Source organism: Klebsiella sp. GB_Kp047, from assembly GCF_040065235.1.
Taxonomy (GTDB): domain Bacteria; phylum Pseudomonadota; class Gammaproteobacteria; order Enterobacterales; family Enterobacteriaceae; genus Klebsiella; species Klebsiella quasipneumoniae.
On sequence record NZ_JBEAJG010000002.1, the window covers coordinates 64,673 to 80,104 of the forward strand.

A 15,432-nucleotide genomic window follows, 5' to 3' on the forward strand; every position below is an offset into this window, starting at 1 on the left:
AAAGCCTCGCCGGGGCGAGGCTTTTCAATAAGCAGGTGAGTTAGTCAAACACACCGTTAATCACGGCGGTGACAATGGCAGTGCTCAGCGCTACCAGCACCAGGTCATCGCCGACCGCCCTCCATTCATAGCCCGGATAATAGGGCAGATCGTTAATCATAGAAGCTGGCAGGGTCTTTTTCGCGATACCCGGAGGGAGCGGTTTGCCGCGGGCGACATTTTTGGCGATACCCGGAGGCAGCGCCTGATAGCCGACCAGACCGTAGTTCACGGCCAGGGAGCGCGCCCGTGAGAAACTAATATCGCTGTCGACGTGGTCGGGCTTGCCGTAGTTTTTGCGGTTGCCATGATCGGCGGTGGACTGACCTTTATTTTGTCCTTTATTACCATGGTCGCCGCTGTTACCGCTGTTACCATGATTGCCGCTATTGCCATGGTTACCACTGTTCCCGTGATTACCTCCGCCATTGCCATTACCGTTACCCGGGTTGGCATAGGCCGGTGCCGCCATGACGGCGAGAGAAATAACCGCCGCCAGTGCTGTTTTAATAGTGCGACGCTTAAGCATGATCTTGCTTCCTTAATGTGGAGTACACGCTTAAAAAATAAGATAACGCTATGCCTCAGGCAATCTCATAGAGTCTTATTTTTTTCCGGGATTTCACGGGAAGGTCATTAAGGGATAGCGGGACGCGAACGAGCAATTCCATTGCTGCGTTTTGACAGACGGGCGACCGCGCCCCGCTAAATTTGTCGCCGGCAGGATCGCTCCCGGGCGTGTCGCAAAAAAATGCCCGAAGCCATCGGGCAAAAATGAACAAAAATATTACGCTTCATTCATAACGCGTCTCACAAGACGGAGCGGATAGTAAATCCTGGCGCCGCTGCGCACAATCGACCGGTTGTTTAGAAATAAATAACCCCCGTCGGCCGCGCTCAGGACGCGACCCAATGGCAGGCCACTCGATGGCCAGGGGCCACCTCGCGCAGCGCCGGAGCTTCTCTGCGGCACAGATCGCCGGCCTGCGGGCAGCGAGATGAAAAGCGGCAGCCGGCGGGAGGATTGATCGGATCCGGGATCTCGCCTTGCACCAGCGCCTGCGGTTCGCTGTGCGGGTCGAGGGTCGGCACCGCGGCTAGCAGAGCGCGGGTGTAGGGATGGAGGGGGCGGCTGAACAGCGCATCGCGGCTGGCGCTTTCCACCAGTTGCCCGAGATACATCACCGCCACATCGTCACATAAATGCTCCACCACCCCGAGGTCGTGGGAGATAAACAGAAACGTGACGCCGCGGTCGTCGCGCAGGTCGGAAAACAAATTGATGATCTGCGCCTGAATCGACACATCGAGGGCCGAGATGGGCTCATCGGCGACGATAAAATCCGGGTTGAGGATCAGCGCCCGGGCAATACCGATCCGCTGGCGCTGGCCGCCGGAAAACTGATGCGGAAAGCGGGCGTAGTGTTCCGGCGCCAGGCCGCAGATCTTCATCACGTCGATCACCCGGTCATAGAGCTCATCGCGGGTGCAGAGCTTGTGCTGCAGCATGGCTTCGCCTATCGCCTCGCCAATACGCAGCCGCGGGTTCAGCGAGCTGTAGGGATCCTGAAATACCAGCTGCATCCTCGGCCGAATGGCGCGCAGGGCGGGCCCGGTCAGGTCGGCCAGCTCCTGACCGTGAAATTTCACGCTGCCGGCGCTCTTCTCGTACAGGCCAAGCAGGGTTCGGCCGACGGTGGTTTTGCCGCTGCCGGACTCGCCCACCAGGCCAAAAATAGTGCCCGGACGGATGTTAAAGCTGACGCCGTCCACCGCGCGAAGCTCGCCGGTCTGCTGGCCAAAGAGGCCGTCGCGCAGCGGAAAATACTTCTTCAATCCATCCACTTCAATAACATAGCGATCGCTCATGCTGTCGCCTCCGCAAATTCGCTATAAAAGCAGGCGGCCCGCTGGCGCTCGCCGAGCAGCGGCGGAATCGCCTCCCGGCAGCGCGGCGTCGCCCGTTCGCAGCGCCCGGCAAAAGCGCAGCCCGCCGGCAGGGCGGCCAGATCCGGCACCTGACCGGGAATCGAGTACAGTCGCCGACGCCGCTCGCCCGGCACCGGGCGGGAGGCGATGAGCCCACGCGTATAAGGGTGCTGCGGATGGCGTAGCACCTCCGCCGTGGCGCCCTGTTCCACGATCCTCCCGGCATACATCACCACCACCTGTTCGGCCATCTGCGCGATCACCCCCAGGTCGTGGGTAATCAGCATCATCGCCATCTGGCTGGCCCGCGCCCGGTCCCGCAGCAGGCGCAGGATTTGCGCCTGCACGGTGACGTCCAGCGCGGTGGTCGGTTCGTCGGCAATCAGCAGTTTGGGCTGACAGCTCAGCGCCATGGCGATCATCACCCGCTGCAGCATGCCGCCGGATAGCTGGTGGGGGTAGCTGGCCATCAGGCTGTCGCCGCGCGCCAGGCCGACCTCGCTTAGCAGCCGGGTAGCCAGCTGCCAGGCGGCTTTCGGCGTGGCGCCGAGGTGGCGGATCGCTGGTTCGCACAGCTGTTCGCCGATGGTCAACACCGGGTTCAGGGCCGACATCGGTTCCTGAAAGATCATGGCCAGCTGGTGGCCGCGCAGGTCGGCCATCTGTCTGGGGTTCAGCCGCAGCAGATCGCGGTCCGCGAAACGAATTTCGCCGCCGTCGATGCGCGCTGCCTGCGACGGCAGGAGGCCCATCAGCGCCATGGCGGTGACGCTTTTGCCGCAGCCGGACTCGCCCACCACGCCAACGGTTTGCCCGGCCTGAATCGTGAAAGAGACGTCCTGCACCGCGCGCACGCGATGACGTTCGCCAGCGAAAGAGACGGAGAGATGATTAAAAGAGACTAACGGTAGGGTCATTTCAGCCTCGGTTTCATATTGGGATCCATGGCGTCGCGCAGGCCATCGCCCAGCACGTTAATGGCGATCACGGTGAGAAAGATGGCGATCCCAGGCGGCATCCACAGCCAGGGACGGCGCTGGAAATCGATCAGGCTATTGGCGGCATCCATCATATTGCCCCACGACGGCGTTGGCGGCACCACGCCGAGGCCGAGATAGCTCAGCGCGGATTCGCTGAGAATGGCGTTGGCGACAGCCATGGTCGCCATCACCACCAGAATCGGAATGGTATTCGGCAGCAGGTGGCCGAACAGCCGGCGACGCGCCGACAGGCCCAGTACCCGGGTGGCCAGCATAAAATCGCGTTCGCGCAGGGAGAGACATTGCCCGCGCACCAGCCGCGCCAGTCGGGGCCACTCCAGCAGGCTGAGCATTACCACCACCATATAGATGCGCGAGTCCGGGGAAAAATCGAGCTCGGAAAGCATCGCCCCGGCGACAATCAACAGCGGCAATCCAGGGATGGTCATCACCAGGTCGGCCACGCGCATGATCACTCTGTCGGTTAACCCACCGACATAACCCGAGAGGGCGCCGAGCAGATAGCCGAGGAATACCGACATCACCATGGTCAGCAGGCCGATAATCAGCGAGATGCGCCCGGCCAGCAGCAGGCGGGTGTAGACATCGCGACCAAGGAAATCGGTCCCCAGCCAGTGTTCCGCGCCGGGCGGTTGGTTGATGCTCAGGGCGTCGGTGGCATCATCTTTCCACGGCGACCAGACGGGCCCCAGCACGCACCACACCGCCATTACGGCCAGCAGGATCAGGCAGAACATGGCCAGCCGGTTACGGCGCAGCTGTCGCCATCCCTGGCGCCAGGGAGAGGGGGTAATGTGCGCCAGCGCCGGGATAGCCGCCTGCCGCTGGCGGCGACGGGAAGCAAAGTAAGACAGGATCATCATGACCTCACCCGAATACGTGGATCGGCCCAGGCGTACAGCACGTCGGCGAGCAAATTACCGACTATCGTCAGCACCGCCAGAAACAGAGTAAACCCCATCAGCACCGGATAGTCGCGGGCGGCCAGCGAGTCGATATGGATGTGGCCTGCCCCCGGCCAGTTGAATACCTTTTCGGTAATGATCGCCCCGGAGAACAGCCCCGGCAGCTCAAAGCCCAGCAGGGTGATGATCGGCAGCAGGGCGTTGCGCAACGCATGTTTAAGGATCACCGTGCGCTCATGCAACCCCTTGGCGCGGGCGGTACGGATAAAATCCATTTTCACCACGTCGAGCATACTGGCGCGCACATAGCGCGTCAGGCTGCCCGCCTGCAGCATCACCAGCGCCAGCACCGGCAGCGCCAGGTGGGCAGCCACTTGCAGCACATACTGCCAGCCGCTTTCGTCGCTGCCGGTATTGGTCATCCCGCCTACCGGCAGCCAGTGGAGATCGACGGCAAACCATTTAATCAGCAACAGGCAGAGGAAAAAGGTGGGGAATGACATGGCGGCAAACACCGCAACGCTCACCAGATGATCAAACCAGGAGCCAGGTCGCAGGGCCGACACCACGCCGACCGCCAGGCCAATGCCCCAGTAAAAGACCAGCGCGACGCTGGCCAGCAGAAAAGAGTTCCAGATGTACTGATTGAGCAGTTGGCTGACCGGGATCTGATACTGCAGCGAAAAACCTAAATCGCCTCGCAGAAGCTGTCCCAGCCAGTGGAGATAGCGGGTGAACAGCGGCTGGTCGAGGCCATAGATCGCCTTCAGCTCCGCAGCGCGGGCGGCGGTCAGGGTAATATTGCCATCGATAAAGTCGCCGGGGGTTTTGGCAAACAGCATAAAAATAATGAACGAGGCCAGCAGTAGCATCGGCAGCGTTTGCAGCAGGCGCCTCAGGATGAAATTTTTCATGACGATCTCGCATCAGCCGCCGGTTAACCCGGCGGCCAGGGGATTTACTTAACGATTTTCACATCCGGCAGGCTGCCGGTCAGGCCGTTGTAGATATCCGGTTTAAAGCCGGTGACGCGGGCGCTGCTGGCGGAAAGGATGTTGCGATAGCCGAGCAGGATCACCGGCGGATCGTCGGCCAGCACTTTATACAGCTGGTGATAGATCGGCTTGCGCTTTTCGATGTCGAGCACCGCGTTGCCGGCGTTAATCAGCTTATCGACCTCCGCGTTGTGGTAGCCGGACTCTTTAGCTTCGCTGCTGTAGAAATCCCATACCCCGTCGTGCGGGTCGTTGAGAGTGCTGGTGCTGAACGAGGCGAGATCGTAATTTCCGGCTTTGCGCTGCGCCATCAGAGCGTTGAAATCCACCACCTGCGGCTTAAGCAGCACGCCGATCTGCCGCCAGTTCTCTTTGGCGATGGGGATCAACGCATCGTTGAGCACCTTCTTGCTCACCAGCAGGGTTAGCTCCAGGCGCTGGCCCTCTTTGACGCGGATACCGTCGGCGCCAGCTTTCCAGCCGGCCTCATCCAGCAGCTTTTTCGCCTGCGCCGGATCGTAATGGTAAGGATTGACGCCTTCTGCGTTAAAGGCCCAGGAGATCGGGGCGATCGGCTCGATGGCGACTTTGCCGTACCCCTGATAGACCACGTCGATCAGCTTGTGCCGGTCCAGGCCGTAAATCAGCGCCTGGCGTACCCGCTTATCCTGCAGCGCCGGACGATGAACGTTGAATTCCACCTGGCTGTAGTCGCTGGAGCCGTAAAGATTAATGTTGGCGAAGCCGAGCATCTTCAGCTGTTCGATATCGTCAGGACGCGAGGTAAAGGCGTCGTAGTCGGTCTCCCCGGTCTGGAACAACTGGAAGTTGGTCGACGGATTGGTCACGCGATAGATAAAGCGCGGCGTTGGCGGCGTCCCACGGTAAAAATGGCTATTGGCATGGAAACGAATTTCCTGACCGGGAATATAGGTATCGTACACGTAAGGGCCGTTGCCCAGCGGCTTGCCGTGCAGTGAGCGCAGATAGTCGAGATGTCCCCGTTGATATCCTTTGCCGTACCAGGCTTTCGACAGCACTGGCCCGCCAATTTTGGCCAGCGTGGTGGCGCCTGGCTGGGTGGTGGTCACCTGAAGAGTGAGCGGGTCGATGACCTTCAGGCCGCTGACGCTGTCAGCCTTGCCGGCTTTGTATTCTGCGCCGCCAGCGATATTGGCCAGGGTGATGTCGGTATCGCCATCATATTTGGGGTCGAGCAGGACCGTCAGGGTAAAGGCGACATCTTCCGCCGTCAGCGGTGAACCATCGCTGAAGGTCAGACCAGGGCGCAATTTAATGGTATAGACTTTACTGTCCGGGCTGACCGTCCAGCTCTCCGCCAGCCCCGGGACCAGCTTGCCCTGGCTGTCCCAGTCGATCAGGCGTGAAAAAATGACGTTCGTGACGTTCTCATCCCAGCCGTTGACGAAAAAGTAGGGGTTAAAGATCCCCTGCGGCTCGGAGATCCCGGCCACCACCGTGTCTTTACGCAGCTTGGCGCTGGTCGGGATCTGACTGGCGTCAGTGGCCGGGGTGATGCCTTCTTTCAGGAGACCCTCAGCAAAGACAGCAGAAGAAAATGCTACCACGCCGCCGAGCAGGGCCACTTTTAGCGCCAGGGCGAAGCGGGTTTTTTGGGTTTTTAATCCTTGTTGTAATCTGGACAAAAGTGCTACCTCATCAAGTGATTGCGTGGTGATTTACAATTCATGACGAAAGATAAGAGGCGCACTTCGCCCTGTCTAACACTGAAACGCTATGATTTATAACCAATTATCCTTAGCAAAGGATCGGAAATATAATTCCATTCTATGGCTATGGCGCAGTGGTTTCCGCTGCCTGAAGAGGGTGGGTCAAAATGCTGTCCGCGACCCAGCCATCCTGCACCAGCGCGCTGGCGGCCAGCGGCCCGCTCAGCCGGACCTGCAGCTGGCCGATGACCCGGCCCTGGATACGCTCGCAGTTGCTGTACAGCAGGCGGGCGTCGCCCCCCAGCAGGCTGGCGATATGCTGCAGATTGGGTTCGCGACCGCTGCTGCCGTCAAACCGTAAGGTCACGATCTGCTCGCCGTCGCGCAGCGATGGCCCGGCCTCCGGGCGGTCGGGGTGCTGCAGGCCGAGCATAGCGCGCGTCACCGGATGCTGCGGGTTGCCAAACACGCGCCAGACCTCCCCCTGTTCGACAATGCGTCCGCCTTCGAGCACGCTGACCCGATCGCAGAGGGTGCGAATAACCTCCATTTCGTGAGTGATCAGCACGATAGTCAGCCCCAGGCGCTGGTTAATCTCCTTCAGCAGGGTTAACACCGACAAGGTGTTTTCCGGATCCAGCGCCGAAGTTGCCTCATCGCACAGCAGAATTTCCGGTTGAGTGACCAGCGCCCGGGCGATGCCGGTTCGCTGTTTCTGGCCGCCGGAAAGGCGGGCAGGGTAGCTGTCGCGCAGGGCGCTGAGGCCCACCAGCTCAAGCATTTCCGTTACCCGCCGCTGACGTTCGCCGGCCGGGATGCCAGCCATCTTCAGCGGCAGCGCAATATTCTGCGCCACGGTTTTGGTGGCCATCAGGTTAAAGTGCTGAAAAATCATCGCCACCCGCCGACGCAGGTCGCGCAGCTGGCGCGTGGAGTAGCGAACGGTCGACTCGCCGTGGATGAACATCTCGCCGCTATCGGCACTTTCCAGGCGATTAAACAGGCGCAGCAGGGTGGATTTTCCGGCGCCGCTGCGGCCGATGATGCCGAAAATTTCGCCCTGACGGATGGTCAGGTCAATGTCCTGTAGCGCCTGCACGCCGTTAGGATAGGCTTTGCTGATACCAGCAAACTCAATATGGATCGGTGGGGCGGGGATATGCGTCACGATGATGCGCTCCGTTAGCCCGGGCAGCGGCTGTCGCCGCTGCCCGCGGTGATTAAAATCCGGGTAAAATTTTGCCCTGATAACGCGTCAGAATGAACTGACGAACGGCGTCCGAATGCAGCGCTTGCGCCAGTTTCTGAATGCCCGGGTCCTGAATATTGTCCGGACGCGCCACCAGATATTCGACGTACAGATCGCTGCCTTTTTCCACCAGCAACGCTTTATCGGTGTCGATACCAGCCTCCAGCGCATAGTTGGCAAAGATAAAGGCGAGGTCGACCTGCTTCACCGCCCGCGCCAGCATGGCGCCCTCCAGTTCGCGGATTTTAAAGTGATGCGGGTTGCTGGTGATGTCCTTCGTTGCCGATTGCGGATTGTGCGGATCCTTGAGGGTAATCAGCCCGGCGTTGCTTAACATCACCAGCGCGCGTCCGGTGTTCACCGGATCGTTAGGAATGGCGATCGTCGCCCCGTCAGGCACCGCGGTGAGACTCGTGTATTTGCTGGAGTAGGCGCCGAAAGGTTCGATATGCACCCCGACCACCGGAATAAGGTTGGTATGCCGGGTCTGGTTGTAGTTATCGAGAAACGGACGGTACTGGTAGTAGTTAGCGTCGAGGTGTTTCTCCGCCAGCTGCTGATTGGGCTGTATAAAATCGTTAAATACTTTGATCTGTAAATCGACGCCTTCCTTTGCCAACACGGGCTTCACAAACCCCAGGATTTCCGCATGCGGTACCGGCGTGGCGCCGACGATCAGCGTCTCGTTAGCCATTGCTGTGGTGGAGAAGAGGGCCAGAAGTCCGGCGGCGATAATGGATTTTTTCATGATAATGATTCCTGAAACCTGGAAAGGTAAGTTATTTGCGGCTGACGTAGCGCACCAGGCGGTCGCCGCTCATTTGCAGAAGCTGTACCAGCGCAATCAGCATCAGGACGGTGACCACCATCACGTCAGTCTGAAAGCGCTGATAACCAAAACGAATGGCCAGATCGCCCAGCCCGCCGCCGCCAATCACCCCCGCCATCGAGGTGTAGTCGACCAGCAAAATGGCCGTCACGGTCACAGCGGCGATCAGCCCGGCCCGCGACTCCGGCAACAGCGTGTGCCAGATAAGCTGCCAGGTGCTGCCGCCCATCGACCAGCTGGCCTCCACCAGGCCGTGCTCCACCTCGCGCAGTGCGGTTTCCACCAGCCGGGCGAAGAACGGGGCGCAGCCGGCGACCAGCGGCGGAATGGTTCCTTCCACCCCCAGCGAGGTGCCGGTCAGCAACGTGGTCAACGGGATCATAACAATGAGTAAAATGATGAACGGCAGGGAGCGCAGCACGTTGACGCACAATGACAACAGGCGGTAAAGACGCGGGGCGTACAGCAAACGCGGCTCGCCGGTGAGATAGAGTACGATCCCCAGCGGAAGGCCCAGCAGCACGGTCCAGCCCAGCGACCAGGCCAGCATGGTGAGGGTATCGAGGGCGGCCTGGGCCACATCGCTCCAGTCGATTTGTGCGAAAAATGCCAGCAGACTCGTCATATCAGTTCCAGTCATGTCGTTGCGGACGAATACCGTTCAGAACCCAGTTTCCGAGCAGCTGATACTTCCAGCGTACCGGGTCGTGCAGGGTGTGCACCCGGGCATTGCGCCAGTGGCGATCGAGGTTGAGCGACTCACCGGTAGCCCGCGTGCCCCCCAGCTCAAACAGGCGGCTGGCGGCCTCCAGCGCCACTTCAGTGGTCCAGATTTTGGCGCGGGCGACGGCCAGCGACGCCTCGGCGACATGTTCCTCACTGAGGTCATTTTTATAGCGGTCGAGCACCCGTCCGGCCCGCTCCAGCAGCGCGTCGGCAGCGGCAAGACGGCTATCCAGCTGACCGATATGGTAGATAGTCAGCGGGTCGTCACTGGCCCGCGCCACACCGGCGTCGATCCACGGTCGGGCGCTGTTGCGCACGAACGCCACGGTATCGTCCAGCGCCGCGCGGGCGATACCGGCGTCTATCGCCGCGGTGGTCAACTGGGCGAAGGGGCCGGCAAGGGTCGGGCTGGCGTAGGACTTCCACGTTGGGAAAAGGTGGAAGGGATTGACCGGAAGATTATCGGCCAGTACGGTGCCGCTGGCGGTAGTTCGCTGACCGAGGCACGCCCAGTCATCGACCACCGTCAGCCCCGGGCTGTTCTGTGGCACAAAGGCGAGCTGGGCGCGATCGTCAGCATCCAGCGCCAGAATGCCAATCCAGTGGGCATACAGTGATCCGGTGCAATAGCCTTTACGGCCAGTGATCCGCAGCCCCTCGGCGCCTTGCACGATACGGGTACGAATATCGAGGACCGTTTTCCCCCCGGTTTCCGACAGGGCATTGGCGAAGCGATAGCCTTGCAGTACCTGGGCGAAAAAGAACGCCTGCTGGTCGTCGCTGCCCTGCAGACGAATATCTTCCAGCAGGCAATAGTGGTTCTGGGGAATCTGACCTAACGATGGATCGGCCGCGGAAAGAATGGCAATGACCTGCGCCAGGGTCGCGGCCGAGACCTCGGCGCCGCCAAAGCGGCGCGGCACCGTAATACCCCACAGCCCGCTGTTGGAGTAGGTATTGACGATCTCCACCGGGACGATACCCGTGCGGTCGCGCTCGGCGGCGCCGGGTTTGAGCACGGCGGCGATCTCATCGGCGATGGCGAGGGCTTCCGCATCGCTGGCAATAATATGCGCCTGCGGCGAGGACTGGGTGTAAGGCAGAGCGGGTGAACTGGCTGACATCATCTTCTCTCTTATTCAGTGAATAGCTTATGCGTAAATTGGATAAATAAATTATTCATAATGCCCATGGGTTATATGTATGAGTAAGCAAAACACGTGCCAGCGAGAGAGGAAGGCAGGTTGGCGATATTTAGCGGGGTGGCTATGTCTGCTGACGGAGCGGACTGCTGCAAATGCAGCGCGCTTTTGCGCTGCCTGTTGCAAAGGCGACAGTTAGGGAAAAGCGACCTCCGGACAGAGGGAAGACTGCCCGGCGGTGAGTGTGGCGAGTTCTCAGCGATCCTTCGCCGTAGGGGGGAGCAGTGAGGGGGCGGTCGCGGTTAGCGGCTGCCAGAGCCGCTCGGGGTCACGAAACCCCGCTTCGACGAGGGCATAAAAGCGGCTGGCATGGAGACCATCGACGAAGGCATGGTTAAATCGCCCGGCTACCGGGATCACGCCGTTCTGCAGTTTCCCCCAGGTGAGCGCAGGAACCGCGGCGCCCACCGCGTATTCCGCATGGGTCATCGAAGTAAAGTGGAGCCACGGCAGACAGCTGGCGCAGATAAAATGTTCGCCATCGACGATGAGCGGCGCCGGCGATGTCTCTCTTGCCGCGACGATCTTCGGCGTTGCCGCGGCGCTGAAGGCGGTGAACTCGGCAGCGTTGTCGCACCATACCTGGCGGAAGCCCTCCTCGACGGTCATCACCGGCGTCATGACCGCCAGGCTGTCATATTCAATCACCTCGCCATCGCGCACGCGCTGCCGGAGCTGCGGCACCCCGTTGGCCGCGCGCAGCAGGGCATAGAGCGCGAGCTGAAAAAATGAGACCCGCCGGTCCTTCGCACATTCGTACAGGCGCTGCGCCTCTATCGGAACGCAGAGATTAAAGCTGGGGTTGGCAAATTGTCGGTAAAAGGTGAAATGGTCCCGGCGGGGCCAGGCCGCGGTGTCGATGATCCGGTAACGTGCCATGGATGCCTCCTTATAGCTGGCGGTCTACTGACTATGCGACGATTTCAATCAGGTTGCCATCGGGATCGGCGATCACCGCCTCATAATAGCCGTCGCCGGTGGTGCGCGGGGGTGAAACCAGTATTCCCGCCGCTCCGGCGCGTTGGGCAAGGGCATCGACCTGTTCTGCACCGCCCACCGAGAGGGCCAGATGCGCCCAGCCGGTATGGTTATTATCCGCGCTGGCCTGCTGCAGGCCAGGCTTGGTCATCAGCTCGATCACTACTTCGTCGTCGATGGTGACAAAATAGGAGGCAAATCCGGGGTTGGTCTGGCTGAGGTATTTTTCATTGATACTGGCGGCAAAGAACTCGACCCAGAAGCGGGCCTGAGCCTCAAGCTGTTGGGTCCACAGAGCGAAATGGGCAATTTTCATGGTAAACCTCCGGGCTGGAACATTGACAATCACAGCAGGGCAGACGATCATGCTTACTGTTGCTCGTTTATGATTATTTAAGGAGTTGCCTTGCTCGATTATGCTGCTTTTCCCCAACAGCGACAAGCGCTGATTTGCCAGATCCTGCAGGAAAACGGCAGAGTGGTGTGTGCGGATCTGGCGGCGCGTCTTCAGGTGTCTGAGCATACTATCCGCCGCGATCTGCATGAGCTTAGCCGCGAAGGCGTCTGTAAAAAAGTCTACGGCGGGGCGGTGTTGAGCCTGCCGGAAGCGGGAGACTACAGTGAACGGAAAGATAAAAACCGAGCAACAAAACTCAGGATCGCGCAGCAGTGCGCCCGGCTGGTGAAACCCGGCGGCACTATTTTCATTGATACCGGCACCACCAATCTGGCGATGGCCGAGGCGCTGCCCGCCGAGCTGGCGCTGACGGTGGTGACGAACTCTCCGGAGATCGCCGCGGTGCTGGTGAAAAAGCCGCTCTACGACGTGGTGATGCTCGGCGGCCAGGTACAGCGGGCAAGCGGGGGCTGCGTTGGGGCCGCGGCGGTGGCTCAGGTGCAGGGGATGTTATTCGACCAGGGGTTTATCGGCGGCTGCGCCATGGCGCCAGAGTCAGGCCTGACCGGTTTTGACTATGCCGACTGTGAGTTTAAGAAAGCGGTGATTAAGCAGTGCAGCGAAATTATCATCGGCCTGACCTCGGATAAAATTCCGGCGGTGGCGCGGTTCGTGGTGGCCGCGAGCAGCGATATCGATGTGCTGGTGGTGGAGGAGAATATTAGTCGCGAATATCGCGTTGCCTTTCAGCAACACGATATCCGTATCCATACCGTGTAGCCGCTAGCGGGTGAGAGAGGTAGCGATAAGCCGCAGGCCCAGCGCCCCCAGCACCGTCGCGGTGGCGATATCGATTCGGCGCTTCAACCGCAGGTAGACCCGACGCGGGCGATCGGCGGAGAGCACCAGCACCACCAAGTGAATACCAGCTAACGTCAATCAGAAAACTCATCAGCGGCACGATGTAATAGAACGCGGTGGGGATCTGCGTCGGCAGCAGGGCGGTAAAAATCGAGGCAAACACCAGCGCGGTTTTGGGATTGCTCAGCTGGGTATACAGCCCGTCGCGGAAGGTCTTCAGCAACGAATGGTTGCCGGCCATGCCGCTGGCGGAAAAATCCATCGGCTGCGCCGAACCGCGGAAAATCTTATAGCCCAGCCACAACAGGTAGAGCCCGCCCGCTACTTTCAAGCCAATAAACAGCTCTGGCACCGCGGTGAGCACCTTCTGCAGGCCCAGCATCGCCATAATAGAAAAAATGGCGGCGCCGGCGCCGGTGCCGAGGGCGGTCACCAGACCGTGCAGGCGCGAGCGGGCGACCGCATTGCGCGCGACAAAAATAAAGCTCGGGCCGGGACTGATCACGCCCATGATCAGCACCGCGGCAATGGCCATCAGGCTGGATAAGAACATAGCAACTCCTGGTGTGTTCGCCGCCGTCAGGCGGTCGGCAACGTGGGGACGGTACGAGCAGACAGAGTAGCAAACTGGCTCAGGAAAGCACGTGAAAACCCTGTGGAATAGGCGAGGCTGAATGGGCATCCGCGGCGCGCGTTTTCTGCGCAACTGTTTGAATAACGATTCCCATTCTTGTCAGCAATGGTAAACTGAATAACTGTGATCTTTGTCATACCGTAATAACTACAGAGAAGAGACACTGCTATGCAACATATCATTGAGGGCTTCCTCAACTTCCAGAAAGAGATCTTCCCCCAGCGTAAAGAGCTCTTCCGCAGCCTGGCTTCCAGCCAGAATCCCAAAGCGCTTTTCATCTCCTGCTCTGACAGCCGTCTGGTGCCGGAACTGGTTACCCAGCAGGAGCCGGGACAGCTCTTTGTTATTCGTAATGCCGGGAATATCGTGCCGTCTTTCGGGCCGGAGCCGGGCGGTGTATCCGCGACCATTGAGTATGCCGTGGTTGCGCTGGGCGTGACTGATATCGTGATCTGCGGCCACTCAAACTGCGGGGCGATGAAAGCGATCGCCACCTGCCAGTGCCTGGAGCCGATGCCGGCGGTGTCTCACTGGCTGCGCTACGCTGATGCTGCAAAAGCGGTGGTGGAAAAGAAAACCTGGGCCAGCGAAACCGATAAGGTCAACGGCATGGTGCAGGAAAACGTCATCGCTCAGCTGAACAACATCAAAACCCACCCGTCGGTGGCCGTCGGCCTGCGCGACCATACCCTGCGCCTGCACGGCTGGTTCTACGACATTGAAAGCGGCGAGATTCAGGCGCTGGATAAAAACACGAAATCCTTTGTTTCGCTGTCGGACAATCCGGACGTCTTTTTCGAATAAAGCCGTTCCCAGGGCACGGAGGCCCTGTTCATCTCATCTCCTCACCCCTACCACTCCACGGAAATTTTGCCGAAATGGGCGCCGCTTTGCAGATAGCGGAAGGCGTCTGGTAAGGCCGCAAAATCAAACACTTTATCGATGACCGGCCGCGACGCCTGCAGGTTCAGCGCGTTGACGTAGTCCTGTTGTTGCCGGCGATGACCCACCACCAGCCCCTGCAGCCGGGCCTGTTTACTCATCAGCAGATGGGTGGGCACATGACCTTCGAAGCCAGTCAGGACGCCGATGAGGGCGATGTGTCCGCCAACACGGACGGCTTCGAACGACTGGCTCAGGGTGCCCGGTCCGCCGAGCTCGAGGATAATATCGGCCCCGCGATGACCGGTGATGTCCTGCACCGTAGCACCCCACGCCGGGGTGGTGCGGTAATTGATGAGATGGTCAGCCCCCAGGGCGCGCGCGCGGGCGAGCTTTTCATCTGATGAGGAGGTGACGATGACCTGCGCGCCCATGCTTTTCGCCAGCTGCAGGGCGGTTATCGACACGCCGCCGGTGCCGAGCGTCAGCACCGTATCGCCCGCTTTTAGCCGCCCCTCCACCACCAGCGCGCGCCAGGCGGTGAGGCCGGAGGTGGTGATAGTCGCCGCTTCCCTGAAGCTCCATCCGTCAGGCGCATGGGTAAAATGGCTGGCCGGTCTGACCACATACTGGCAGGCAAACCCCTCGGCGCCGTCGCCCGGGGTCTGGCTGAAGTCCTTCACCTGCGGGCCAGGACGGCCATCCAGCCACTGCGGGAAAAAGCCAGCCACCACCCGGTCGCCTGGCTGAAACTCGCTGACTCCGGCGCCAACCGCTTCGACCACCCCCGCGCCGTCCGCCATCAGGATCCGCCGATCGGCGGTAGGAATCACCCCCGTCGCTACCAGCAAATCATGATAATTCAGGGAGGTGGCGTGGAGCGCTACGCGGATCTCGCCTGCCGCCGGCGCGCCGGGGTCGGCAAGATCGACAAGCTGCAGATTGTCCAGTGAACCGGGTTTGTTGACGATCCAGGCTTTCATCATCGGGTTCTCTTTTCCGGGGGATACGGTAAGTATTGGCCCGGAATTGGCTGAACGCCACAGCGCGCCGCTCAGGCAATCACTGCCCGGAGAAAGAGGCGAAAAAAAAGCGCCGTTTTTGACGGCGCTTT

15 protein-coding genes and 1 pseudogene are annotated in these 15,432 nt (G+C 60.2%); 2 read left to right on the top strand and 14 right to left on the bottom strand.

All coding sequences use genetic code 11. The features are described from left to right. Positions 1-40: 40 nt before the first annotated feature. From ABLV76_RS02445 to ABLV76_RS02500, 12 genes are all read right to left on the bottom strand, one after another. Positions 41-568, bottom strand: a complete 528-nt coding sequence (locus ABLV76_RS02445; protein WP_023318456.1) for an anti-virulence regulator CigR family protein — start codon at positions 566-568, stop codon at positions 41-43. 368 nt (positions 569-936) lie between these two features. Then, complete coding sequence (locus tag ABLV76_RS02450) at positions 937-1,908, bottom strand: oligopeptide/dipeptide ABC transporter ATP-binding protein (RefSeq protein ID WP_130943852.1); 972 nt, start codon at positions 1,906-1,908, stop codon at positions 937-939. Next, on the bottom strand, positions 1,905-2,885 hold the full coding sequence (locus ABLV76_RS02455) for an ABC transporter ATP-binding protein (RefSeq protein ID WP_023318454.1): 981 nt from the start codon (positions 2,883-2,885) through the stop codon (positions 1,905-1,907). Before ABLV76_RS02455 ends, ABLV76_RS02450 begins: the two co-directional genes overlap by 4 nt. Then, positions 2,882-3,832 (bottom strand): oligopeptide ABC transporter permease, encoded by a 951-nt coding sequence (gene opp4C, locus ABLV76_RS02460; protein ID WP_017899542.1) that lies wholly within the window; start codon positions 3,830-3,832, stop codon positions 2,882-2,884. Before opp4C ends, ABLV76_RS02455 begins: the two co-directional genes overlap by 4 nt. Beyond that, positions 3,829-4,788 carry an ABC transporter permease gene (locus tag ABLV76_RS02465; RefSeq protein WP_004202926.1) on the bottom strand — a complete coding sequence of 320 codons (960 nt, stop codon included), beginning with the start codon at positions 4,786-4,788 and terminating at the stop codon, positions 3,829-3,831. Before ABLV76_RS02465 ends, opp4C begins: the two co-directional genes overlap by 4 nt. A 44-nt stretch (positions 4,789-4,832) precedes the next feature. After that, positions 4,833-6,536, bottom strand: a complete 1,704-nt coding sequence (locus ABLV76_RS02470) for an ABC transporter substrate-binding protein (RefSeq protein ID WP_348878166.1) — start codon at positions 6,534-6,536, stop codon at positions 4,833-4,835. 148 nt (positions 6,537-6,684) lie between these two features. Then, the gene (locus ABLV76_RS02475; protein WP_114506145.1) at positions 6,685-7,728 is read right to left on the bottom strand and encodes a methionine ABC transporter ATP-binding protein; all 1,044 of its coding nucleotides are present in this window, start codon (positions 7,726-7,728) and stop codon (positions 6,685-6,687) included. A gap of 52 nt (positions 7,729-7,780) precedes the next feature. Continuing rightward, positions 7,781-8,557, bottom strand: coding sequence for a MetQ/NlpA family ABC transporter substrate-binding protein (locus ABLV76_RS02480; RefSeq protein WP_053810291.1), 777 nt, complete (start codon positions 8,555-8,557; stop codon positions 7,781-7,783). 31 nt (positions 8,558-8,588) lie between these two features. After that, positions 8,589-9,263 (bottom strand): methionine ABC transporter permease, encoded by a 675-nt coding sequence (locus ABLV76_RS02485; protein ID WP_004202921.1) that lies wholly within the window; start codon positions 9,261-9,263, stop codon positions 8,589-8,591. Between the two features lies 1 nt (position 9,264). Beyond that, a complete protein-coding gene (locus ABLV76_RS02490; RefSeq protein ID WP_023318450.1) occupies positions 9,265-10,491 on the bottom strand; it encodes an SfnB family sulfur acquisition oxidoreductase in 1,227 nt (408 codons plus the stop codon). A gap of 270 nt (positions 10,492-10,761) precedes the next feature. Further along, on the bottom strand, positions 10,762-11,445 hold the full coding sequence (locus ABLV76_RS02495; protein WP_004202919.1) for a CatA-like O-acetyltransferase, family 1: 684 nt from the start codon (positions 11,443-11,445) through the stop codon (positions 10,762-10,764). 31 nt (positions 11,446-11,476) lie between these two features. After that, on the bottom strand, positions 11,477-11,860 hold the full coding sequence (locus ABLV76_RS02500) for a VOC family protein (protein WP_004202917.1): 384 nt from the start codon (positions 11,858-11,860) through the stop codon (positions 11,477-11,479). A gap of 90 nt (positions 11,861-11,950) precedes the next feature. Here ABLV76_RS02500 and ABLV76_RS02505 point away from each other — a divergent pair, with 90 nt between their 5' ends. Continuing rightward, a complete protein-coding gene (locus tag ABLV76_RS02505) occupies positions 11,951-12,721 on the top strand; it encodes a DeoR/GlpR family DNA-binding transcription regulator (protein WP_004202915.1) in 771 nt (256 codons plus the stop codon). Between the two features lie 3 nt (positions 12,722-12,724). Here ABLV76_RS02505 and ABLV76_RS02510 read toward each other — a convergent pair. After that, positions 12,725-13,355, bottom strand: a pseudogene (locus ABLV76_RS02510) (LysE family transporter). 249 nt (positions 13,356-13,604) lie between these two features. Between ABLV76_RS02510 and ABLV76_RS02515 the strand changes: the two are divergent. Continuing rightward, positions 13,605-14,240 (top strand): carbonic anhydrase, encoded by a 636-nt coding sequence (locus ABLV76_RS02515; RefSeq protein ID WP_004202911.1) that lies wholly within the window; start codon positions 13,605-13,607, stop codon positions 14,238-14,240. Positions 14,241-14,287: 47 nt separating this feature from the next. On the opposite strand, the gene ABLV76_RS02520 is transcribed toward ABLV76_RS02515, so the two are convergent. Further along, positions 14,288-15,304 carry an NAD(P)-dependent alcohol dehydrogenase gene (locus ABLV76_RS02520; protein ID WP_348878167.1) on the bottom strand — a complete coding sequence of 339 codons (1,017 nt, stop codon included), beginning with the start codon at positions 15,302-15,304 and terminating at the stop codon, positions 14,288-14,290. Positions 15,305-15,432 lie beyond the last annotated feature (128 nt).

Bases quoted from the DNA above. Each gene is read 5' to 3' on its own strand.
- ABLV76_RS02450 (WP_130943852.1), bottom strand. From the start codon at position 1,908: ATGAGCGATCGCTATGTTATTGAAGTGGATGGATTGAAGAAGTATTTT.
- ABLV76_RS02485 (WP_004202921.1), bottom strand. From the start codon at position 9,263: ATGACGAGTCTGCTGGCATTTTTCGCACAAATCGACTGGAGCGATGTG.
- opp4C (WP_017899542.1), bottom strand. From the start codon at position 3,832: ATGATGATCCTGTCTTACTTTGCTTCCCGTCGCCGCCAGCGGCAGGCG.
- ABLV76_RS02445 (WP_023318456.1), bottom strand. From the start codon at position 568: ATGCTTAAGCGTCGCACTATTAAAACAGCACTGGCGGCGGTTATTTCT.
- ABLV76_RS02480 (WP_053810291.1), bottom strand. From the start codon at position 8,557: ATGAAAAAATCCATTATCGCCGCCGGACTTCTGGCCCTCTTCTCCACC.
- ABLV76_RS02520 (WP_348878167.1), bottom strand. From the start codon at position 15,304: ATGATGAAAGCCTGGATCGTCAACAAACCCGGTTCACTGGACAATCTG.
- ABLV76_RS02490 (WP_023318450.1), bottom strand. From the start codon at position 10,491: ATGATGTCAGCCAGTTCACCCGCTCTGCCTTACACCCAGTCCTCGCCG.
- ABLV76_RS02495 (WP_004202919.1), bottom strand. From the start codon at position 11,445: ATGGCACGTTACCGGATCATCGACACCGCGGCCTGGCCCCGCCGGGAC.
- ABLV76_RS02515 (WP_004202911.1), top strand. From the start codon at position 13,605: ATGCAACATATCATTGAGGGCTTCCTCAACTTCCAGAAAGAGATCTTC.
- ABLV76_RS02500 (WP_004202917.1), bottom strand. From the start codon at position 11,860: ATGAAAATTGCCCATTTCGCTCTGTGGACCCAACAGCTTGAGGCTCAG.
- ABLV76_RS02465 (WP_004202926.1), bottom strand. From the start codon at position 4,788: ATGAAAAATTTCATCCTGAGGCGCCTGCTGCAAACGCTGCCGATGCTA.
- ABLV76_RS02455 (WP_023318454.1), bottom strand. From the start codon at position 2,885: ATGACCCTACCGTTAGTCTCTTTTAATCATCTCTCCGTCTCTTTCGCT.